The sequence below is a fragment of the Streptomyces sp. NBC_00464 genome, assembly GCF_036013915.1.
GTDB lineage: Bacteria > Actinomycetota > Actinomycetes > Streptomycetales > Streptomycetaceae > Streptomyces.
Window position 1 is genome coordinate 4,889,731 of record NZ_CP107899.1, and the last position, 21,800, is coordinate 4,911,530.

Annotated in this window: 19 protein-coding genes and 1 other RNA gene; 16 read left to right on the plus strand and 4 right to left on the minus strand. The window is 69.8% G+C overall.

Annotated features, from left to right (window positions below):
• Window positions 1-150: 150 nt before the first annotated feature.
• Window positions 151-1,365, minus strand: coding sequence for an RNA-guided endonuclease InsQ/TnpB family protein (locus tag OG912_RS21985; RefSeq protein ID WP_327710904.1), 1,215 nt, complete (start codon window positions 1,363-1,365; stop codon window positions 151-153).
• Window positions 1,366-1,932: 567 nt separating this feature from the next.
• Between OG912_RS21985 and prfB the strand changes: the two genes are divergently transcribed.
• The gene (prfB, locus tag OG912_RS21990; RefSeq protein WP_326736475.1) at window positions 1,933-3,039 is read left to right on the plus strand and encodes a peptide chain release factor 2; all 1,107 of its coding nucleotides are present in this window, start codon (window positions 1,933-1,935) and stop codon (window positions 3,037-3,039) included.
• A gap of 88 nt (window positions 3,040-3,127) precedes the next feature.
• On the opposite strand, the gene OG912_RS21995 is transcribed toward prfB, so the two are convergent.
• On the minus strand, window positions 3,128-4,477 hold the full coding sequence (locus tag OG912_RS21995) for a histidine-type phosphatase (RefSeq protein WP_327710905.1): 1,350 nt from the start codon (window positions 4,475-4,477) through the stop codon (window positions 3,128-3,130).
• Between the two features lie 413 nt (window positions 4,478-4,890).
• Between OG912_RS21995 and OG912_RS22000 the strand changes: the two genes are divergently transcribed.
• Complete coding sequence (locus OG912_RS22000; protein ID WP_327710906.1) at window positions 4,891-5,808, plus strand: hypothetical protein; 918 nt, start codon at window positions 4,891-4,893, stop codon at window positions 5,806-5,808.
• Window positions 5,809-5,974: 166 nt separating this feature from the next.
• Here OG912_RS22000 and OG912_RS22005 read toward each other — a convergent pair whose 3' ends face one another.
• A complete protein-coding gene (locus OG912_RS22005; RefSeq protein ID WP_326736472.1) occupies window positions 5,975-6,175 on the minus strand; it encodes a hypothetical protein in 201 nt (66 codons plus the stop codon).
• A 312-nt stretch (window positions 6,176-6,487) separates the two neighbouring features.
• Between OG912_RS22005 and ftsE the strand changes: the two genes are divergently transcribed.
• The 11 genes from ftsE to OG912_RS22060 all read left to right on the plus strand — a co-directional run bounded on the left by ftsE (window position 6,488) and on the right by OG912_RS22060 (window position 18,803).
• Window positions 6,488-7,177: a cell division ATP-binding protein FtsE gene (ftsE, locus tag OG912_RS22010; RefSeq protein WP_024489199.1), complete on the plus strand. Its 690-nt coding sequence runs from the start codon at window positions 6,488-6,490 to the stop codon at window positions 7,175-7,177.
• A gap of 23 nt (window positions 7,178-7,200) precedes the next feature.
• A complete protein-coding gene (gene ftsX, locus OG912_RS22015) occupies window positions 7,201-8,118 on the plus strand; it encodes a permease-like cell division protein FtsX (protein ID WP_327710907.1) in 918 nt (305 codons plus the stop codon).
• 67 nt (window positions 8,119-8,185) lie between these two features.
• Window positions 8,186-9,373 carry a S41 family peptidase gene (locus tag OG912_RS22020; RefSeq protein ID WP_327710908.1) on the plus strand — a complete coding sequence of 396 codons (1,188 nt, stop codon included), beginning with the start codon at window positions 8,186-8,188 and terminating at the stop codon, window positions 9,371-9,373.
• An 18-nt stretch (window positions 9,374-9,391) separates the two neighbouring features.
• On the plus strand, window positions 9,392-9,880 hold the full coding sequence (smpB, locus tag OG912_RS22025; RefSeq protein ID WP_326736469.1) for an SsrA-binding protein SmpB: 489 nt from the start codon (window positions 9,392-9,394) through the stop codon (window positions 9,878-9,880).
• A 120-nt stretch (window positions 9,881-10,000) separates the two neighbouring features.
• Window positions 10,001-10,388: a transfer-messenger RNA gene (ssrA, locus tag OG912_RS22030) on the plus strand.
• 378 nt (window positions 10,389-10,766) lie between these two features.
• On the plus strand, window positions 10,767-11,453 hold the full coding sequence (locus OG912_RS22035) for a hypothetical protein (RefSeq protein ID WP_327710909.1): 687 nt from the start codon (window positions 10,767-10,769) through the stop codon (window positions 11,451-11,453).
• Between the two features lie 268 nt (window positions 11,454-11,721).
• Complete coding sequence (locus tag OG912_RS22040) at window positions 11,722-13,851, plus strand: glycosyltransferase (protein WP_443061099.1); 2,130 nt, start codon at window positions 11,722-11,724, stop codon at window positions 13,849-13,851.
• A gap of 203 nt (window positions 13,852-14,054) precedes the next feature.
• Entirely contained in the window at window positions 14,055-15,257 is a 1,203-nt protein-coding gene (locus tag OG912_RS22045) for an acyltransferase family protein (protein WP_327713508.1), read from the plus strand.
• A 143-nt stretch (window positions 15,258-15,400) separates the two neighbouring features.
• Complete coding sequence (locus OG912_RS22050) at window positions 15,401-16,732, plus strand: nitrate/nitrite transporter (protein ID WP_327710911.1); 1,332 nt, start codon at window positions 15,401-15,403, stop codon at window positions 16,730-16,732.
• 291 nt (window positions 16,733-17,023) lie between these two features.
• Window positions 17,024-18,166: a uroporphyrinogen-III synthase gene (locus OG912_RS22055; RefSeq protein ID WP_327710912.1), complete on the plus strand. Its 1,143-nt coding sequence runs from the start codon at window positions 17,024-17,026 to the stop codon at window positions 18,164-18,166.
• 52 nt (window positions 18,167-18,218) lie between these two features.
• Complete coding sequence (locus OG912_RS22060; RefSeq protein WP_327710913.1) at window positions 18,219-18,803, plus strand: GNAT family N-acetyltransferase; 585 nt, start codon at window positions 18,219-18,221, stop codon at window positions 18,801-18,803.
• Between the two features lie 13 nt (window positions 18,804-18,816).
• On the opposite strand, the gene OG912_RS22065 is transcribed toward OG912_RS22060, so the two are convergent.
• A complete protein-coding gene (locus OG912_RS22065; protein ID WP_327710914.1) occupies window positions 18,817-19,380 on the minus strand; it encodes a GNAT family N-acetyltransferase in 564 nt (187 codons plus the stop codon).
• A 117-nt stretch (window positions 19,381-19,497) separates the two neighbouring features.
• On the opposite strand from OG912_RS22065, the gene OG912_RS22070 reads away from it, so the two are divergent.
• The 3 genes from OG912_RS22070 (at window position 19,498) to OG912_RS22080 (ending at window position 21,651) form a co-directional block, all read left to right on the plus strand.
• Window positions 19,498-20,121, plus strand: a complete 624-nt coding sequence (locus tag OG912_RS22070; RefSeq protein ID WP_327710915.1) for a CGNR zinc finger domain-containing protein — start codon at window positions 19,498-19,500, stop codon at window positions 20,119-20,121.
• Between the two features lie 88 nt (window positions 20,122-20,209).
• Window positions 20,210-20,797 (plus strand): sigma-70 family RNA polymerase sigma factor, encoded by a 588-nt coding sequence (locus OG912_RS22075; protein ID WP_327710916.1) that lies wholly within the window; start codon window positions 20,210-20,212, stop codon window positions 20,795-20,797.
• Window positions 20,794-21,651 carry a zf-HC2 domain-containing protein gene (locus OG912_RS22080; RefSeq protein ID WP_327710917.1) on the plus strand — a complete coding sequence of 286 codons (858 nt, stop codon included), beginning with the start codon at window positions 20,794-20,796 and terminating at the stop codon, window positions 21,649-21,651. The genes OG912_RS22075 and OG912_RS22080 overlap by 4 nt, the downstream gene beginning before the upstream one ends.
• Window positions 21,652-21,800: the final 149 nt, after the last annotated feature.

The following is a 21,800-nucleotide window of genomic DNA, read 5'->3' on the forward strand; positions in this document are numbered from 1 at the left end:
GGACGGCGATCTGCTGCCCGCCCAGCGCGACGTAACGGCTGCCCTCCGCCTTGTCCGCGCCCGCCTTGAGCGTCAGCTCCTGGTCTCCCGTGCCCGTATGTCGACACCGTGGATGTGACTCCTCCCCGCCCTGAAGGGCGGGGCTTCTCGCTATGCCGTGTTGGCGTGGCGACGGACCAGCCCGGCCCGTAGAACGTTGAGTGCCCCGACCTCGTCGGCGTGTGCCTGGTGGCCGCAGTCGACGCAGTGGAACTTCTCCTGTGTGGGCCGGTTCTCCTTCGCGGTGTGCCCGCATGCGGGACACCTGCGGGAGGTGTTGCGGGGGTCCACGGCCATCACTTCCCGCCCGGCACTCTCAGCCTTCGCGTTCAGGATCGTCAGGAACACCCCCCAACCGGCATCAGCGATCGAACGGTTCAACCCGGCCTTGGCCCCAGCCCCGTTGGGCAAAAACATGCCCGCGGTTTCGGGGTCGGGTCTCGGCGTGGGGGCTTTGCTCATGTTGCGGATCTTGAGGTCTTCGTGCGCGATGAAGTCGTGCTCACGGACCAGGGTGAGCGCGGTCTTGTGCGCGTGGTCGAGCCGCCGTCGCCGCACCTTGCCGTGCAGGGCTCCCACCTTCTCCACCGCCCGCTGGTGGTTACGGGTGCGGTCCTTTGCCTCGCAGCGTGGGAACCGGGACAGGGCCCGCTGCGCGCCCTCCAGCCTGGCGGCGGCCTTGCGGGCGTGGCGCGGGTTGGGGATGTGTACACCGTTGGAGTCGGTGAGGAACCAGGCGATCCCGAGGTCGATGCCGATGTCGGACCCGGTCGCGGGCAGCGGTTCGGGCAGGGGCTGGTCGGCGGTGATCACGACGAACCATTTACGGCCCTCGCGCTTCACGCTGACGGTCTTGACCGTGCCCAGCACCGGGCGGTGCTGGTTGACCTTGACGTGCCCGACGCCCTGGAGGCGGACCCGGGTGACCGGGGTGTGCGGGGTTGAGTCCCAGCGGCAGCCGTCCCCGTCCCTGGGGAAGTCCACCGTGTCGAACCAGTTCACCCCGCGAAAGCGCGGGTAGCCGGGCTTGTCCCCGGCCTTGATCCGGCGGAAGAACGCGGCGAACGCCTTGTCGAGTCGCCGAAGTGTGGCCTGCTGCGAGCTGAACGACCAGCGGCCCTGCCGCTCGGGGTCGAAGGCCCGGATGTCTTTGAGCTGCCCGGACTGCATCCCGTACTTGATGCTCGTCTTCGAGGGGTGCCGGTAGGCGTCACGGCGTTCCTGCAACGCACCGTTGTAGAGCGAGCAATGATCACGCAGCATCTCACCGAGCGCGATCGCCTGACCCACCGTGGGCCGCAACAGAAACTTGTACGCACGAATCAACCAGCCCACCCCCTACGCTCGGCTCCACGAACCAACGTATCGCTGACAAACATCAGCACGACGCGAACCATCCCGCCTCACTCGCAAGAGTGGCAACGCCTGCCAGTCCTTCGAGGCGGAGTTACACCCATTGAGCATCGTCAAGCACTACATCGAGCAGCAGAAACGTCCGCTCCGACCATCACGTCAGAGCAGCCACGAGATCGCATTCCCGCCCGGCCTGAAGGCTGGGATTCCCTGCGAAGACCAGGGATGGAAGCGGCGCTCGCAGTGCCGGACGCCACGAGCACTCTGGATCGCCTCCTCCGCTCCTCGGCAATGGCGCAGCACCGGCCGACTTCGACGCCGGTGATCACGTGAACCTCACCTGGAACGGATATATCGCGGCGGCGAGCGCCTTCGGGCCTTCGGTCCTGGTCCCGGACGTCCTACCGGGCGGCTAAGGGCTGTCCCGTCCCTCCCGGGCCCCCCGTTCCACGGGGTCCGGGAGGTCTGCTGCCCGCCCGTACGCGATCGTGATCATGCAGTCCGAGGAACGCCCGCGCCGACAGCCGTTACGCTGGACCCGTGGCAGTCGTCGATATTTCCGAAGAGCTGAAGTCCCTCTCCTCGACCATGGGGTCGATCGAGGCCGTCCTGGACCTGGATGCGCTGAGGGGTGACATCGCCGTGCTCGAGGAGCAGGCTGCCGCTCCGTCCCTCTGGGACGACCCGGAGGCGGCGCAGAAGATCACCAGCAAGCTTTCGCACCTCCAGGCCGAGGTCCGCAAGACCGAGACCCTGCGCGGCCGGATCGACGACCTCGGAGTCCTCTTCGAGCTCGCCGAGGACGAGGGCGACGCCGACGCGCTCGCCGAGGCCGAGACCGAGCTGGAGTCCGTCCGCAAGGCGCTGGACGAGATGGAGGTCCGCACGCTCCTCTCCGGTGAGTACGACGCGCGCGAGGCCCTGGTCACCATCCGCGCCGAGGCCGGTGGCGTCGACGCCGCGGACTTCGCCGAGAAGCTCCAGCGCATGTACCTCCGCTGGGCCGAGCGGCACAACTACAAGACCGAGGTCTACGAGACGGCGTACGCCGAAGAGGCCGGCATCAAGTCGACCACCTTCGCCGTCGAGGTGCCGTACGCCTACGGCACGCTCTCCGTCGAGCAGGGCACGCACCGGCTCGTCCGGATCTCCCCGTTCGACAACCAGGGCCGCCGCCAGACGTCCTTCGCGGGCGTCGAGGTGCTGCCCGTGGTCGAGCAGACCGACCACATCGAGATCGACGAGTCCGAGCTCCGCGTCGACGTGTACCGCTCCTCGGGCCCCGGCGGCCAGGGCGTCAACACCACGGACTCCGCGGTGCGTCTGACCCACCTCGCGACCGGCATCGTCGTCTCCTGCCAGAACGAGCGCTCGCAGATCCAGAACAAGGCGTCCGCGATGAACGTCCTCCAGGCGAAGCTCCTTGAGCGCCGCCGCCAGGAGGAGCAGGCGAAGATGAACGCGCTCAAGGGCGACGGCGGCAACTCCTGGGGCAACCAGATGCGTTCGTACGTCCTGCACCCGTACCAGATGGTCAAGGACCTGCGTACGGAGTTCGAGATGGGCAACCCGGAAGCGGTCTTCAACGGCGAGATCGACGGCTTCATCGAGGCGGGCATCCGCTGGCGCAAGCAGAGCGAGAAGTAGTGAAGTAGTCCCGCCGGGGCGGGACGTACGCGAAGAGGGGCGCGGAAGCCGAGGCTTCCGCGCCCCTCTTCGCGTATCCGCGGTGCGGTCAGGAAGCGGTGCGGCCGAGGCACTGCTTCAGTTCGTCGACCTCGTAGAAGTAGCTGCCCTTGGCCACCGGCTCGCAGCCCTTTTTGAACGCGGTCTGCTTCTCGTTGTAGAGCATCCGCACGAGGTACTTGTTCCCCTTCCGGAACAGGTCCCACTGGATGTTCGTGGCCATGGACGCCACCGACTCGCCGCGCCACGGGTTGTCGGCGTACGTGTACGGCCGGGCCTCCGTCACGGCCTTCGTGCTGCCGGGCAGACCCATGAGCGCGGCCAGCGGGATGATCTCCTCCGCGTGGGTGAAGCGCAGCTCCGCGCCGGCGTTGCTGGTTCCGTTCCGCTTGGCGTCGATCTTCGTGAAGAAGTCGTCGAGCAGGACGTTCGCCATCCTGTACGTGATGTCGCTGTCGTCGAAGCCCGGCCCCTTCTCGTAGAAGTCCTCGGCGTCGCTGAGGTACGCGAACCACTTGGCGTCACGGGGCGCGATGTAGCGCTTCATGTTCCAGTCGCCCTCGTCGGCCATGGCCGGGGCGATGCTGTAGAGGGCGTAGACCGCCTGCGCGAGCTCCACCTCGGTGCCGATCGAGTCGAACTCGCCCGCCGAGATCCGCTTGACGAACGCCGGCTTGAAGATCTTCCTCAGTACGTTGCGGGCCGCGGTGTGCGAGGCCGGCTGGTCGGTGATCGTGTCGAGGGTGGCGGCGAGCCGCTCGTCGTTGTCGACGTAGTCCCGGTACTCCGCGCCGCCGGCCGACTTGTGGAAGTAGAGCAGGTCCGCATCGGTCCTGGCAGGCGTGATGAGCGATGCCAGGGCCGGGTCGTTCGCGGCGAGGGCCTCGGCGAACAGGTTCCCGCTGTCGACGGCCCGGTCCTTGCCGGAATTGGTGACGTTGATCTGCTCGGAGTCCTTGGCGATCTGCTTGAAGAGCCCGGGAAGCCGCTTCTCCAGCCGTACGGCGGTGTCCTGGATCTCGCGCACGCCCCGCCCGCTGAGCTGCCCGTAGCCGATCTTGTCCATGGCGGCGAGCAGCGCCTTCGTCTCCCCGCCGAACCGCTCGCCGGCAGCGGTGAGCTGTCCCTCGCTCCGCGCCTTCTCCCACAGGGCCAGGATCAGGTCGCCGTCCTCGCTGTCGGACGCCGCGCGGGAACCGTGGCGGGAGACGTTCTCGGTGAACACGGGGACGAAGCCCTTGGGAGCGGGCTGGTACGACCGCGGGTTCTGCTGCGGTGCGTACGGGGTCTTGGTGGCGTAGTAGCCGGAGGAGTCCGACTGGGCCTGCGCCGGCAGCGCCGCAGGTATCAGGGCGGAGACAGCGAGCGTCAGGGAGAGTGCGGCGGTTCGCTTCTGCATGGGTTCACCGGGTTCGGGACGGAGTCGGTTCGGTCGGATGCCCAGATCATGATCCTTTCGGATGAACCGGGCATGGCCGCAGGGCGACCGGCAGGCGTCCGAAACGGGCCTTGGGTAAAGGGGAGTTGGCCTGGTGAGTTGCGTGGGCGGCGTGGTGAGTGCGTCACAGTCGTGGTTCTGAACGAGGGTCAACTCTGTCCAAAACGGTGCACATTGCATAGAACGGCCTTGACGTAATCCTTAACTCTGGACAGGGTGCTAGGGCAGCGTGCGTATGTCTGGGACGGGTGTGATCGGGGGCGGGCGGCATGGCCACGGCACGACGTGGGCCGGCGTTCGGAGCAAACCCCGCTGGGCCATGCCCCGCATATGGCTGCTCCATTGACGAGAACAGCTACTGGGGGTAGCAGCACATGACGAAGAAGACGCGAGTCCGCGTTGCGCGGATAGCCGCGGGTGCGGTCATTGCCGCCGGCGCCTCGCTCACCGCCGCGGGTGCGGCACAGGCCATCGGTATCGGCGTCGGTGTGGAGGCCGGCGACAACGGTCTCCACGTCGGCGTGCAGGCCGGTGAAGGTGACAACGCCGGACCGGGCGGTGGCGTCGACGCGGGTACGGACGCGGGCGCCGATGCCGGTACGGATGCGGGTACCGATGCCGGTACTGACGCTGGTACCGACGCCGGTACGGATGCGGGCGCTGACGCTGGTACCGATGCCGGTACTGACGCTGGTACCGACGCCGGTACGGATGCGGGCACTGACGCTGGTACCGATGCCGGTACTGACGCTGGTACCGACGCCGGTACGGATGCGGGCACTGACGCTGGTACCGATGCCGGTACTGACGCTGGTACCGACGCCGGTACGGATGCGGGCACTGACGCTGGTACCGATGCCGGTACTGACGCTGGTACCGACGCCGGTACCGATGCCGGAACGGACGCGGGTACTGACGCTGGTACCGATGCCGGTACGGACGCGGGCACTGACGCCGGTACCGACGCGGGCGCTAACGCAGGCTCGAACGCCGGCACCGATGCGGGCAGCTCCACCAACGGTTCCACGACCGGTTCTGTCACCGGCTCCAACGATGGCGACGCCGGCACCTGCACCGTCTCCCTCGACGGTGCCGAGTGCGTCGACTCCGACAACACCGACACCGACTCGGTCGGCAACCAGCCGGTCGAGCAGGGCAAGGGCAAGGACGAGCTCGCCGAGACCGGTGCAGCCGAGACCACGTTCCTGCTGATCGGCGCCGCGACGATGATCGCCGGAGGCATCGGCTTCCGGATCCTCCCGCGCCTGGTGAACGGCCGCACCGCCGCCTGACGGGCAGCAGCGGTACGCGTACACGTACACGTACGCAAACAGGGGCCCCGGATACCGCGATCGGTATCCGGGGCCCCTGTGCATGCGTGCACGCGCCTGCGCGTACGAGGACGAACGTTTTGCCGGCCCGGCAAAAGCGCGGGCGGGCGGCGGACAGGTCGGTGCGCTACACGGTCTGGTGCGCCAGCAGCGCCAGCGCGGCCAGCAGCACCACCATCAGGGCGATCAGCATCGCCGGGCTGAGCCCCGCGAACGATCCCTGCTCCTGTTCCTGCTGCAGTCGCGCGCGGCTTGCCCGGCATACGGGACAGCGCCCCTCGCTCACGGGCGCCGCGCAGTTCGCGCATACCAGTCGGTCATAGGTCATGCGCTTTCCTCCTCCCGCGCGGCGGAGCCGCACAAGCCTTCTCTCCGCACAACGCTCACGGAAACGCAACCGTTCCCCCTACCACTGTGCCAGCTCGCACGGATTTCGGCGCGGCCCGCCGGATACCTCCGGTCGGATCCCAGTACGATCTCCGGTCCGATCCCGGTCCGATCCCGGTCCGAACCTCTTCCGACGCTGCCCGAGCGCTGCCGTTTCACCGTAAATCACCCATCCCGGTACGCGCGCCTGCACGCCTGAGCCCGGTTCGCGTATGGTCACGCACACCTACTCCCGGCCGACCGTGGTGCATCCGTGATCCGATTCGACAACGTCTCCAAGACCTACCCGAAGCAGAGCCGTCCCGCTCTACGGGATGTGTCTCTCGATATCGAGAAGGGCGAGTTCGTCTTCCTGGTGGGCTCCTCCGGCTCCGGCAAGTCCACCTTCATGCGTCTCATCCTCCGCGAGGAGCGCGCCAGCCAGGGCATGGTTCACGTCCTCGGCAAGGACCTCGCGCGCATGTCCAACTGGAAGGTGCCGCACATGCGCCGCCAGCTGGGCACGGTGTTCCAGGACTTCCGCCTCCTTCCCAACAAGACCGTCGCGGAGAACGTGGCGTTCGCCCAGGAAGTGATCGGCAAGCCGCGCGGCGAGATCCGCAAGGCGGTCCCGCAGGTCCTCGACCTCGTCGGTCTCGGCGGCAAGGAGGACCGGATGCCCGGTGAGCTCTCCGGTGGTGAGCAGCAGCGCGTGGCGATCGCGCGGGCCTTCGTCAACCGGCCCATGCTGCTGATCGCGGACGAGCCGACCGGCAACCTCGACCCGCAGACCTCGGTCGGGATCATGAAGCTGCTGGACCGGATCAACCGGACCGGCACCACCGTGATCATGGCGACCCACGACCAGAACATCGTCGACCAGATGCGCAAACGCGTCATCGAGCTCGAGCAGGGCCGTCTCGTACGCGACCAGGCGCGCGGCGTCTACGGCTACCAGCACTGAGCACCCAGCACTGAAAGGACGCCATGCGCGCCCAGTTCGTCCTGTCGGAGATCGGCGTCGGCCTCCGTCGCAACCTCACGATGACCTTCGCCGTCGTCGTCTCCGTCGCCCTCTCGCTTGCCCTGTTTGGTGGCGCGCTGCTCATGCGCGAGCAGGTCAGCACGATGAAGGACTACTGGTACGACAAGGTCAACGTCTCCATCTACCTCTGTGGCAAGGGGGATGCGGAGACGGTGGTCCAGTGCGCCAAGGGTGCGGTCACCGATCCGCAGAAGAAGCAGATCGAGAGCGATCTGAACAAGATGGACGTCGTCGACACGGTGACCTACGAGTCGTCCGACGAGGCGTACAAGCACTACCAGGAGGAGTTCGGCGACTCCCCGATGGCCGGCAACATCACGCCGGACCAGATGCCGGAGTCGTACCGCGTCAAGCTGCACGACCCCACGAAGTACAAGGTCGTCGCCACCGCCTTCGCCGGGCGTGACGGGGTGCAGTCCGTCCAGGACCAGAGAAGCATCCTGGACAACCTCTTCGGTCTGATGAACGGCATGAACGTCGCCGCGCTCTTCGTGATGGCGCTGATGCTCGTCATCGCCCTGATGCTGATCGTGAACACCGTCCGGGTGTCCGCGTTCAGCCGACGGCGGGAGACGGGCATCATGCGGCTCGTCGGGGCCTCCGGCTTCTACATCCAGATGCCGTTCATCATGGAGGCCGCGTTCGCCGGTCTCATCGGCGGCGTACTGGCCTGCGTCATGCTGCTGGCCGGGCGCTACTTCCTGATCGACGGCGGTCTCGCCCTCCAGGACAAGCTGAACCTGATCGACTTCATCGGCTGGGAGGCCGTGCTCACCAAGCTCCCGCTGGTCCTGGCGATCGGGCTGCTGATGCCCGCGGTCGCCGCTCTCTTCGCGCTGCGCAAGTACCTCAAGGTGTGACAAGCGCCCCAACGGCGCGCGGGCAACGGGCCGTGCGCCGTCGGGGCGTTGTCCTAGACTCGGCGCCATGCCGGGCCCCGAGTGTCGCGTCGGGCCCCGCGGTCTTCGCCGCGGGGCGGCCCTGACATTGGTCTTCGCGAGTGTGCTCGCCACGGCTGCCGCCACCGGCTCGCTGCCGCACGGGGGCGGGCACGACACCGAGGTGGAGACCCGGTCCGTCGCTGCCGCCGCCGACCGTGACGCGGTGGCCGATGCGGCGGCCGAGGCCGTGGCCGACGGCAAGTCCGGTACGGAGGCGGCCGAGGAGGTCGTCAGCCGCAGCGGGGACCGCTGGGGGGCGGTCTACGACGAGCGGGAGTACGAGGAGTTCGAGCAGGCCCTCGACGGCTCGTACACGGGCGTCGGGATCGCCGCCAGACGCTCCGCCGACGGGCTGGTCGCGGTCGCCCGGGTCCAGCCGGGCAGCCCCGCCGCACGGGCCGGAATCCGTACGGGCGATGTGCTGCGCACGGTCGACGGCAGCCGGGTCGACCGGCGCCCGGTCTCCGATGTGGTGGCGCTGCTGCGGGGTGACCGGACGCGCGCGGGCGCGGGGAGCGCCGTCGTGCTGGGCGTCCAGCGGGGCTCCGTCACCCGGACCGAGACACTGCGGCGGGCCCGTCTCGCCACCGAGGCCGTCTCCGTGCGGCGGCTCGGACCGGACCGTTCCGATTCCTCCGCAGCTGTACTGATCGAGGTCGACTCGTTCACCAAGGGATCCGGCGCCGCGGTCCGCGACGCGGTCCTGAAGGCGCCGGCGGGTGCCGGTGTGCTGCTGGATCTGCGCGGCAACTCCGGCGGACTCGTCGCCGAGGCCGTCACCGCCGCCTCCGCCTTCCTGGACGGCGGCCTGGTCGCCACGTACGACGTGCACGGCAAGCAGCATGCCCTGTACGCCGAGGCGGGCGGCGACACCGAGCGGCCCGTCGTCGTCCTCGTCGACGGTGGGACGATGAGCGCGGCCGAGCTCCTGACCGGCGCGCTGCAGGACCGGGGCCGGGCGGTCACGGTCGGTTCGCGGACCTTCGGCAAGGGGTCGGTCCAGATGCCGAGCCGGCTCGCGGGAGGTTCCGTGGCCGAGCTGACCGTGGGGCATTACCGCACTCCGGCGGGGAGCGGCGTCGACGGCCACGGCATCACCCCGGACCTCGCGGTGAGCGCGGGGGCCCAGCAGCGGGCCGAGACAGTATTGAGTGGCCTCGGGGGTGGGTCGTAGTGCGAAAATGGCCGCACTATGGCTAAGGAAAAAGACACCGGGCGCAAGATGGTCGCGCAGAACAAGAAGGCGCGCCACGACTACACCATCCTCGACACCTACGAGTGCGGCCTCGTCCTCATGGGCACCGAGGTCAAGTCTCTGCGCATGGGCCGGGCCTCCCTCGTGGACGGCTTCGTGCAGATCGACGGCGGCGAGGCGTGGCTCCACAACATCCACGTCCCCGAGTACGTCCAGGGGACCTGGACCAACCACTCCGCCAAGCGCAAGCGCAAGCTGCTGATGCACCGGGCCGAGATCGACAAGCTGGAGTCGAAGTCCCAGGAGACCGGGCACACGATCGTGCCGCTCGCCCTGTACTTCACCAACGGCCGGGTCAAGGTCGAGATCGCGCTGGCGAAGGGCAAGAAGGAGTACGACAAGCGGCAGACGCTGCGTGAGAAGCAGGACACGAGGGAGACGAACCGGGCGATCTCGGCGGTCCGCCGCCGTCAGCGGAGCGCCTGAGCGCACCGCGCCAGTGGCTGCCGGCCGGTGCGGCAGGAATACGCTGGCATCGTCGTGCGTTGGTCACGTACGATGGCACTGCACCCCACGGGGTGTGCACCACCTTTGAAAAATCAACATGGGGATGATCGGTTTCGACAGCGGATGTCGAAGCAGGGGAAGCGAGTCGAGGAAGCGGCAATGATCTCGTAAACCATATGTCGCAAACAATAATCGCCAATTCCAAGCGCGATTCCTCCGCCTTCGCCCTCGCTGCCTAATTAGCAGCTAAGCGAAGACTCTGCGGAGTGTCAGCCCGGGGGTGATCCCGACCCGGATCCTGGCATCACTAAGGGATCTAAACTTCTAAGCCCGGTCACGGGGCCTAGGAGGAAATCAAACAGTGGCTGGGCCTGTCGGAGGCTTGTTCGTGTGACCTCCGGGGCCGAGAAAAGCGTAGCGAACTGCACTCGGAGAAGCCCTGGTTCCGCACCGTTGGACGCGGGTTCGATTCCCGCCATCTCCACAATTCCCATGTGAACGAGGACCCCGCTGCCACCGGCAGCGGGGTCCTCGTTTTTGTGTCCCCGCAACGTCGTGCGGCCGAGGGCGACCGGCGTGCAGGGGCGTGCGCCCCCGGCGTGCGCTCCCGGCGTGCGCTCCCGGGCCGTGCTCCCACGGCTGACCTGCTCGGGGCAGTGCCCGCACCACGGTTCGAAAACAGATGTATCTCTCATGATGAACAACACCGGTACGTGGGGTGGGAGTGTCCTCGGCGTGCGCTACATTCATGGCCCGGGTGCACTGTGGTAAGGGGCGCACGTGGACAGGGTGGGGGCCCGGTCCGGCGGCACAAGTCCGGTCAGTTGCGCGCACCCGGTCCTGAGTGGGGGAAGTGCGTACAACTGTGGAAACTTGGCGTGAAGGTGCCCGTACGGGGCACACCCACGAGCCGAACGAAGTCACCATCCAGCTCGACGGTCTGGGACGACAGCTCTCCGAGCTGCTCCCGGAACCCAGCGCTCCGGAGGCCTCCGACGGTCCGGTCTTCGTCGACGAGAGCGGCCGGCGCGGCAAGACGCTCCGGCGGCTCGGCTGGGTCCTGGCCGCGATCTGTGTCGGTTACGCGGTGACGCTCGTCATCGCCCTGCTCGGAGGCGACTCCATGGCGCCCGTCCTGCCGCTCTCCGGCCAGGAGGAGCAGCAGAAGGCGGAAGAGGTACGGACGCCGGTCACGCCGGTGGAGAGCCCGGGTGCCCAGGTCTCACCCGGGGCGACCTCGGACGTCCTGCCGTCCGGCACCCCGGGGACCGGAGAGAGCGCGGCCGGCACCGGCGGCGCTGCCGTCGACGGGAGTTTCCCGGCCGCGCAGACCGGTTCCTCCGCCCCGGCCCGTGTCGTACCGTCCGCGCAGCACGCCGACGCGGCATCGAGCTCCAGCGGTGGCGAGCCGGCCGGCGAGACGTCCGCCTCCGCGTCGGCCGCCGGCCCCGGGACAGCGAGCGCCGATCCGACGCCCACGTCCCCGGGCCCCGTGACCTCGCCCGTCACCACATCCGATCCTCCTGTGCAAGAGCAAGAAGGCGCCAGCTAGGGCCTCTTGTTCGGACCATGCCGGGCTCGCGGGGGCCGGCACGCACATCTGCCGCGTTGTCGTCGGTCGCCAACGCTCCTTCCCCAAGCTCTCGGCTTCGCTCGAGCAGGGGAGACCCCATCCGACTCCCTCCTCCGCCTTGCAGCTGCACGCACCGGCCCCCGCTCCCTGATCCGGCCTGGTCCGAACGAAAGGCCCCTAGATGACCACCCCCGCCCCGCGGGGCAGGCACCACCGTAAGAAGCAGACCCGGCGGCGCAGACTTCCCATGCGCTACATGCTGCCGTTCCTGTTCCTCGTTGCCCTGCTCGCCATGTTGATGCTGCGCGGCTACGTGCACAGCGAAATCCTCGCCGACCACCGGATCCAGCCACCTGCGGCCACCGACCGGGTGCCCGAGCAGGTGCTCGACGGCGGCCCGGTCATCGACGCGCGCAGCGCCACCGAGCCCGCCGAGACGCTGCGGATTCCCGACCACCGGATCGTGCTGACCTTCGACGACGGCCCCGACCCGGTGTGGACCCCGCGGGTGCTGGACGAGCTGAAGAAGTACCACGCGCACGGCGTCTTCTTCGTCACCGGCACCATGGCCTCGCGCTACCCCGATCTGGTCGAGCGCATGGTCGAGGAGGGGCACGAGGTCGGGCTGCACACCTTCAACCACCCCGACCTCTCCTACCAGTCCACCCGCCGCATCGACTGGGAGCTGTCGCAGAACCAGCTGGCGCTGGCGGGCGCCGCCGGCATCCGTACGTCCCTGTTCCGGCCGCCGTACTCCTCGTTCGCCGACGCCATGGACGACAAGTCCTGGCCGGTCACCCAGTACGTCGGCAGCCTCGGCTACCTCACCGTCGTCAACAACACCGACAGCGAGGACTGGAAGCGGCCCGGGGTCAGGGCGATCATCGACCGGGCCACGCCGGAGAACGGCGAGGGCGCCGTCATCCTGATGCACGACTCCGGAGGCGACCGGTCGCAGACCGTCACCGCCCTGGGGAAGTTCCTGCCGAAGATGCAGGAGCGGGGCTACGAGTTCGACAACCTCACCGCCGCCCTCGGCGCCCCCAGCGCGCACACCCCGGTCACCGGGTACGCGCTCTGGAAGGGCAAGGCGTTCGTCTACGCCGTCGAGGTCTCGGAACACATCACCGGTGTGATGGTGGTGGGTCTCGCCGTCATCGGGGTGCTGGTCCTGGCCCGTTTCGGCCTGATGCTGCTGCTGTCCTTCGCGCACGCCCGCCGGGTCCGCAAACGCGACTTCAGCTGGGGCGAGCCGCTCACCCGCCCGGTGTCCGTCCTGGTGCCCGCGTACAACGAGAGCAAATGCATCGCCAACACGGTGCGTTCGCTGATGGCGAGCGACTATCCGCTGGAGGTCATCGTCATCGACGACGGTTCCACGGACGGCACCGCCGACCTCGTCGACCGGATGCGGCTGCCGGGTGTCCGGGTGGTGCGCCAGCGCAACGCGGGGAAGCCCGCCGCACTGAACAACGGCATCGCGCACGCCCGTCACGACATCATCGTGATGATGGACGGCGACACGGTCTTCGAACCGTCCACCGTCCGCGAGCTGGTGCAGCCCTTCGCCGACCCGCGGGTCGGGGCCGTCGCGGGCAACGCCAAGGTCGGCAACCGCGACTCCCTGATCGGCGCCTGGCAGCACATCGAGTACGTGATGGGCTTCAACCTCGACCGCCGGATGTACGACATGCTGCGCTGCATGCCCACCATCCCCGGTGCGGTCGGGGCGTTCCGCCGTGACGCGCTGAACCGGATCGGCGGCATGAGCGACGACACCCTCGCCGAGGACACCGACGTCACCATGGCCCTGCACCGGGACGGCTGGCGCGTCGTGTACGCGGAGAACGCCCGCGCCTGGACCGAGGCACCGGAGTCCGTCCAGCAGCTCTGGTCGCAGCGCTACCGGTGGTCGTACGGCACGATGCAGGCCATCTGGAAGCACCGCCGTGCGGTGATCGAGCGCGGCCCGTCCGGCCGTTTCGGACGCGTCGGGCTGCCGTTCGTCGCCCTGTTCATGGTCGTCGCCCCGCTGCTGGCCCCGCTCATCGACGTCTTCCTGCTGTACGGGCTCGTGTTCGGCCCCACCGAGAAGACGGTCGTCGCCTGGCTCGGTGTCCTCGCGGTGCAGGCCGTCTGCGCCGCGTACGCCTTCCGGCTCGACCGGGAGCGCATGACCCATCTGCTCTCGCTGCCCCTTCAGCAGGTCCTCTACCGGCAGCTCATGTACGTGGTGCTGCTCCAGTCCTGGATCACCGCTCTCACCGGCGGCCGGCTGCGCTGGCAGAAGCTGCGCCGCACGGGGGTCGTGGAGGCGCCGCGTGCCCTGCCGAGCCAGGGGACCGGACGCAGCACCGACCGGAGGCCCGTCGCGTGACCTACCCCAGCCCCAACCCCAGCCCCACCCCGCCCGATTCGGGCCCGCGCGAGAACCACAGGCCGTACGAGCCGCACGGCGCCTACGAGCCGTACCAGGCGTACAAGCCGTACGACCCCTACGGCCCCCGGACCCAGCCGTTGCCGCAGCAGGCATCGCCGGACCGGGCCGTGCCGCCGGGCGCCCCGGACGCACCGGTCTCCCTGGTGCCGGGGGCGGAACCCGCGCCCGGGCCGAAGAAGCCCGGCCGGGACCGCTACTTCGACCTGCTCCGCGCCCTCGCGCTGTTCCGCGTCGTCCTGTACCACCTCACCGGCTGGGCCTGGCTGCCGATCGTCTTCCCGTCGATGGGCGTCATGTTCGCCCTGGCCGGCAATCTCATGGCCCGCTCGCTGAAGCGGCCCGCCGCACAGGTGATCCGCAGCCGCGTCCGCCGTCTGCTGCCGCCGCTCTGGCTGCTCGGCGCGATCGGGGTCACCGGCATGGTGCTCCAGGGCTGGGGGCCGGACGCCGACGGGCACCCCGGCTGGTGGTGGACCCATCTGCTGCTCTGGATCCTGCCGCTGAGCGATCCGCCGTTCGCCGAGGAACTGCCGGGCATCCACGGCTTCCTGGGCGAGACCTGGGGGAGCGACCTCGCCGGGCCCCTCTGGTACATCCGTGCGTACCTCTGGTACGTCCTGATGTCGCCGCTGATCCTGCGGGGTCTGCGCAAGATGCCCTGGCCGACCCTGCTCGCCCCCTTGGTGATGGCCTTCATCATGTCCAGGGAGATGATCTCCACCCCGGAGCGCATTGACTCGGCGATCACCGACTTCAGCACGTTCGGTGCCTGCTGGGTGCTCGGGATGGCCCACCAGGAGGGGATCCTGAAGCGGCTGCCCTCCTACCTCGTGCCGTCCCTCGCCCCGGTCGTCGCCGCGCTGGGCCTGTGGTGGGCCTCGCACGAGGGGTTCCGGGCCGGGTTCGACCTGGACGCCATTCCGCTGGCGCAGGCCCTGTGGTCGTTCGGCTGCGTCCTGCTCCTGCTGCACTACAGCCCGTCCTGGACCCAGTGGCCCAAGCGGCTGCAGGCCTGGGACACCACGATCACACTGCTCAACTCACGTGCGGTCACGATCTATCTCTGGCACAACGTCTGCATCCTCGTCGCCGCCACGGTGTACGACCGGCTGTGGGCCGTCGACTTCCTGGGCGAGAACGTGCCCTGGCTGCTGGAGAGCTGGGTGCCCGTCCTGCTCTTCGCCTGGGCGCTGATCGCGGTGTGCATCCTCGCGTTCGGCTGGACCGAGGACGTGGCGGCGAAGCGCCGGCCGCAGCTGTGGCCGAACGGCGCCCCGAAGAGAATGCGGCGGCCTGGGGCGGCCCGGAGCCGGCCCGAGGGGCAGTCGGCCCGAGGCCGCTGAACGCGGCCGCCGAACACCGTCTCACCGGGCCGCCCCCGGCCCGGTGAGAGCAAGGTTGCGCACCGGTCACCTCGCGGCACCACACCGAAACGCGCGCTCTCTAGCGTCGGGGACAACACCCCGACCACCCGTGGAGGCGCGTGATGGCTGGCCGTTGGATCGAGCATTGGGAGCCGGAGGACGAGACGTTCTGGCAGGAGAAGGGCGAGCGGATCGCCCGCCGGAACCTCTGGTTCTCCGTACTCTCCGAGCACATCGGGTTCTCGATCTGGACCCTGTGGTCGGTGATGGTCCTGTTCATGGGGCCGGAGTACGGGGTGGACCCGGCGGGGAAGTTCTTCCTGATCTCCACCGCCACACTGGTCGGGGCGCTCGTGCGAGTGCCGTACACCTTCGCCGTCGCCCGCTTCGGCGGCCGGAACTGGACCGTGTTCAGCGCGTTCACCCTGCTGGTGCCGACGGTCGCCGCCTTCATGGTGATGGAGCCGGGGACCTCGTACCCCACCTTCGTGGCCGTGGCCGCGCTGACCGGCATCGGCGGCGGCAACTTCGCCTCCTCGATGACGAACATCAACGCCTTCTTCCCGCTGCGCAAGAAGGGCTGGGCGCTCGGGCTGAACGCGGGCGGCGGCAACATCGGCGTGCCCGTCGTGCAGCTCATCGGCCTGCTCGTGATCGGGACCGCGGGCGCCATGCACCCGCGGATCGTGCTCGGCGTGTACATCCCGCTGATCGTCGTCGCCGGGCTGTGCGCCGCGAAGTTCATGGACAACCTGGCACCCGTACAGAACGACACCGGGGCCGCGAAGGATGCCGCGCGCGATCCGCACACCTGGATCATGGCGGTGCTCTACATCGGCACCTTCGGCTCCTTCATCGGCTACAGCTTCGCCTTCGGGCTCGTCCTGCAGACCCAGTTCGGCCGGACCCCGCTGCAGGCCGCCTCGCTCACCTTCGTCGGCCCGCTGCTGGGCTCGCTCATCAGGCCGGTCGGCGGCTGGCTGGCCGACCGGTACGGCGGCGCCCGGATCACCCTTGCGAACTACGCCGCCATGGCCGTGGCGACCGGTGTCGTCGTCTACGCCTCCGGCATCGAATCGCTCACCGTGTTCCTCATCGGCTTCACGGCCCTGTTCGTCCTGACGGGGCTCGGCAACGGATCGACGTTCAAGATGATCCCGGGCATCTTCCACGCCAAGGCGATCGCCCAGGGGCTGCGCGGCGAGGAGGCGGCGGCCCAGGGGCGGCGGCTGTCCGGGGCGGCGATGGGACTCATCGGCGCGGTCGGGGCGCTCGGCGGGCTCGCCATCAACCTCGCCTTCCGGCAGTCCTTCCAGACCTCGGGCACCGGAACGGCGGCCTTCTGGTCCTTCCTGGCCTTCTACGGGGTGTGTTTCGCGCTCACCTGGGCGGTATACCTTCGCCGGACCGCGGAGGTCCCCGCGAAGCCCCAGCTCAGCTACGCCGAAGTGTGATGATGACCTGAGGGCCGTCCGTTTGGATCAGGCTGGGCTCGCGGGGTCCGGTGCCGCGCCTCGCGGCGTTGTCGTCGGTCGCCATGGCTCCGCCATGACTCCCTCCTCCGCCTTGCGATGCACGGCACCGGACCCCGCTCCCTGATCCAGCCTGATCCAAACGGACGGCCCTGACATGTCGGGTGACGTAACGGGCGGGAAATACGGGTGAACCGAGCCTGTCACGCTTCGTTGGCAGGCTCGGCCCTCCGCACCATTGAGCAGCAGCGGGACGAGAGCCGGGTAGACCATATGCACGACGACGAACAGCACGGGCCCCTCGCGGGCTTCACGGTCGGTGTCACCGCCGCGCGCCGGGCGGACGAACTCTCCACCCTGCTGCGGCGGCGGGGTGCCACCGTGGTGCACGCGCCCGCCCTGCGGATCGTGCCGCTCGCCGACGACAGCGAACTGCTCGCCGCCACCAAGGAACTCATCGACGTCGTCCCCGACGTGGTCCTCGCGACCACGGCGATCGGCTTCCGCGGCTGGATCGAGGCCGCCGACGGCTGGGGCATCGGGGAACAGCTGCTGGACACCCTGCGCGGAGTCGAACTGCTCGCCCGTGGCCCCAAGGTCAAGGGTGCGGTCCGTGCCGCAGGGCTGACCGAGACCTGGTCACCGGCGTCCGAATCCATGGCCGAGGTGCTGGAGCGGCTCCTGGAGGAGGGCGTCGAGGGCCGCCGCATCGCCCTCCAGCTGCACGGCGAACCCCTGCCCGGCTTCGTGGAGTCGCTGCGCGCAGCCGGCGGCGAGGTCATCGGCGTGCCCGTCTACCGCTGGATGCCGCCCGAGGACATCGCACCGCTCGACCGGCTGATCGACATCACCGTCGCCCGCGGTCTGGACGCGCTCACCTTCACCAGCGCCCCGGCGGCGGTCTCCCTGCTGCGCCGGGCCGAGGAACGCGGGCTGCTGACCGACCTGATGGGCGCCCTTCAGGGCGACGTCCTCTCGGCCTGCGTCGGACCGGTCACCGCACTCCCGTTGCAGGACCGCGGCATCGACACCGCCCAGCCGGAGCGCTTCCGGCTCGGCCCGCTCGTTCAGCTGATCTGCCGCGAACTGCCCTCCCGGGCCCGGACCCTGCCGGTCGCCGGGCACCGCGTCGAGATCCGCGGCCACGCCGTCCTGGTCGACGACGAACTGCGCGCGGTGCCGCCCGCCGGCATGGCCCTGCTGCACACCCTGGCCCGCAGGCCCGGCTGGGTGGTGGCCCGCGCCGATCTGCTGCGCGCCCTGCCCGGCAGCGGTACGGACGAGCACGCGGTGGAGACGGCGATGGCCCGGCTGCGCACCGCGCTCGGGGTGCCCCGGCTGATCCAGACGGTGGTCAAACGCGGCTACCGGCTGGCCCTGGACCCGGCATCGGACGCCAAGTACGCCGACTCCTGAGCGCTGCGAAAACCGTGGGCGCACCGCTGCGACCTGCGGTTACCGTGGACGGATGAGTAATGACACCCATCGCGTCGACGCCGGGGTGCGGCTGCGTCCCGTGACCCTTGCCGATGCCTCCTCCCTCGCCGATTCGCTGACCCGCAGCCGTGCGTACATGCAGCCCTGGGAGCCCCTGCGGCCCGACGCCTTCTACACCGAGGAGGGGCAGCGCGAGCGGCTGGCGGGTGCGCTGGCGGACCGCGACGCGGGGCGCGCGATGCCCTGGGTGCTCTGCGACGCGCAGGACCGGGCGGTCGGCGGGTTCAACCTGAACGGCATGGTGCTCGGACCGTTCCGCAGCGCCACCCTCGGCTACTGGGTGGACGTGGATCTCGCGGGGCGCGGGCTGGCCACCGCGGCGGTGCGGCTGATCTGCGAACTGGCCCGGGACGAGCTGCGGTTGCACCGGGTCGAGGCCGGGACGGTGCTGGACAACGCGGCGTCGCAGCGGGTGCTCGCCAAGTGCGGCTTCGAGGAGTTCGGCCTGGCCCCGCGCTATCTCCACATCAACGGGGAGTGGCGCGATCACCGGCTCTTCCAGCGCATCCTGCACGACGGCCCGGTGACCGGGGAACCGGCGGGGTCCGGAGCCTGAACGGGCGGTCGGGTCAGTCCGCCCGGCGCGCGTGGCGGTGGCCGTCGAGCGGCCACGGCGGGTGCGCGGGCAGCAGTTCCGCGAAGCCGTATCCGGCCTTCTCCGCCACCCGGCACGATGCGTCGTTGTCCACCTGGTGCAGCAGGTCCAGCCGTACGAGACCGTCCCCGGCGAACGCCGTGAACGCCCAGTGGGTGAGCGCTTCGAGGGCCTGCGGAGCGATGCCACGACCGCGGGCGTGCGCCGCCGTCCAGTAGCCGACCTCGGCCGAACCCGAACCCGAGCCCGGCGCAGGGTGCACGAGGACGACGTTTCCGACCGGCCCGTCCCCGAGCGCGGGGTCCACCACGGCGAAGCTGTGGCGCAGCCCGGACGCCCGGCCCTCGTCCTGTGCGCGCAGCCAGCGCGCCGCCGCCTCCTCGTCCTCCACCGGGGCGCGCGACCCCGCCTGGATCGCCGGGTCGCGGTACGCGTCGAGCAGGACTGCGAGGTCGCCCGGCAGCCAGGGGCGGAGCACCAGGGAGCCGGCCCGGATGCGGTCGGTGCGCAGGTGGTCGGAGCGCAGGTGGTCGTCCATCCGGCCATCGTACGAGGGGAGTTGTCGCGGGTCCGCGCGGCGGCAGGGGTTACGGCCGGAGGCCGCGCGGGGCACTCTGGTGGGGACGGCGATCGGACCCGAGGCGGTGGCATGCGCATGGCGACGCGCAAGGGCTCGTACGACTGGCGGTTCGACTCCGGACGGCTCTGCCTGGACCTGGCCGCGACAGCTGCCGGGAGTCCGGGCACCGCCGACCCGCTGGACCGGCCCGAGCGGCTCGCCGACTGGCTGGTGCGCGCCGGGGCCGTACCGCTGGGCACCCGGCTCGACGGCGTGGACGACCACTGGCTCGTGCGGTTCCGGCAGCTGCGGAGCGCCGTGGACCGGCTGCTGACCGCGCAGCTCGGCGGACGGGCGGCGGACGGCGCCCTGGAGCGCGTCAACGCGCTCGCGGCCGCCGCCCCGCCCGGCCTGTGCGCCGTGCGCGCCGGGAACGGCGCCCTGGTACGCGGCCTGAGCACCGAGCCCGGCTGCGGGGCGCTGCTGGCCGCCGTGGCGCGGGACGCCGTGGACCTGCTCACCGACCCGGTCGCCCTGGCCGGGCTGCGCCGCTGCGAGGGCGACAACTGCCGCCGCGTCTACCTGGACACCTCACGCGGCCGACGCCGGCGCTGGTGCTCCAGCGAGGTCTGCGGCAACCGCGAACGGGTCGCCCGGCACCGGAGGCGTCATACCGAGCCGGCCGGTCCCTCCGCGGACCGCGAAACCCCGGATCCGTAAAGAATCTTGGACGGGCGTTGAATGGATCGCCCCGCATCCCCGTATCGATGGCCAAGGAGCTCGACAGGGTCTCGACCGGGAGGTTCGGGTGCGCAAGGATGCGGCCGTGGCCGATGACCGTCCGCACAGGGCCCGGCATCGCAGTGGGCCGCCCCCGTCGCCCTCCGCCGTCCCCGACGAGGAGCTGATGCGGGCGCTCTACCGCGAGCACGCCGGACCTCTGATCGCGTACGTGCTCCGTCTCGTCGCCGGCGACCGGCAGCGCGCCGAGGACGTGGTGCAGGAAACGCTCATCCGTGCCTGGAAGAACGCCGGTTCGCTCAACAGGGCCACCGGTTCCGTCCGGCCCTGGCTGGTGACGGTCGCCCGGCGCATCGTCATCGATGGCCACCGCAGCCGGCAGGCCCGGCCGCACGAGGTCGACCCGTCGCCACTGGAGGTCATTCCCGCGGAGGACGAGATCGACAAGGCGCTGTGGCTGATGACGCTCTCGGACGCGCTCGACGATTTGACCCCGGCCCACCGGGAAGCACTGGTCGAGACCTACTTCAAGGGCCGTACGGTCAACGAGGCGGCCGACGTGCTCGGTATCCCCAGTGGCACGGTGCGGTCCCGGGTCTTCTACGCACTGCGCTCGATGAAGCTCGCACTCGAAGAAAGGGGGATCACGGCATGAGCGACCAGGAATGGGAGCCCTTCGGACCCCGGCCGGCCGGTCCCCCCGACCCCTTTGCCGCCGCTGCCCCCGCTGCAACCCCCACCGGGCCCATGGACGAGGCAGGACACGACGCGGCGGGCGCTTACGCCCTGGGCATCCTGGACGGGACCGAGGCCGCCGCCTTCGAGGCGCACCTGGCCCGCTGCGCCCGCTGCGCCGCCCACCTCGACGAGTTCGCCGGGATGGAGCCGATGCTCGCGATGCTCGCCGAGTCCCCGGCCTCCGTGCCGGGCGCCCGCCCGGTCCCGCACGTCCCCACGCCGCCCGCGCCCCGGGTGCTCGACACCCTGGTCGACGAGGTGGCGGCCGGGCGCGCCCGGCGCACCCGGCGGACGAGGTATCTGGTGGCGGCGGCAGCGGCGCTGATCATCGGTGGCCCGGTGATCGCGGTGACGGCCACCGACGCTGGCCCGCGCGGCGTGGCGGCGGCCGACCCGCACCCCACCAGCCCCGCCGAGGACGCCTTCTTCCACCACATGAAGGAGAAGGCGGAGGCGACCGACCCGGTCACCGCGGTCGACGCCACGGTCGGGATGGAGCCGAAGGCCTGGGGCACGCACACCGTGCTGGAGCTGAAGAACGTGAAGGGCCCGCAGAAGTGCAGGCTGGTCGCCGTCTCGAAGACCGGCGAGGAGGAGGTCGTCACCTCCTGGTCCGTACCGCAATGGGGATACGGCATCGCGGACTCCGCCCACCCCACCGCCAGGTACCCGCTCTACGTCCACGGCGGGGCCGCCATGGACCGGGCCGACATCGACCACTTCGAGGTCCGTACGTTCGACGGCGAACGGCTGGTGAGCGTCGGCGTCTGAGGGCCGCAGCGCACGTCCTCGGAGGTGGCATCCCGGCCTCCGACACGCAATCGATATCCCGGAGCGCAAGATCGATGGCGGCGGCAGGTGCGCGACGGCCCCCCTTCGCATAGGGTTGACGGCTGCCCAATGCACGTCAGAAGGGGGCC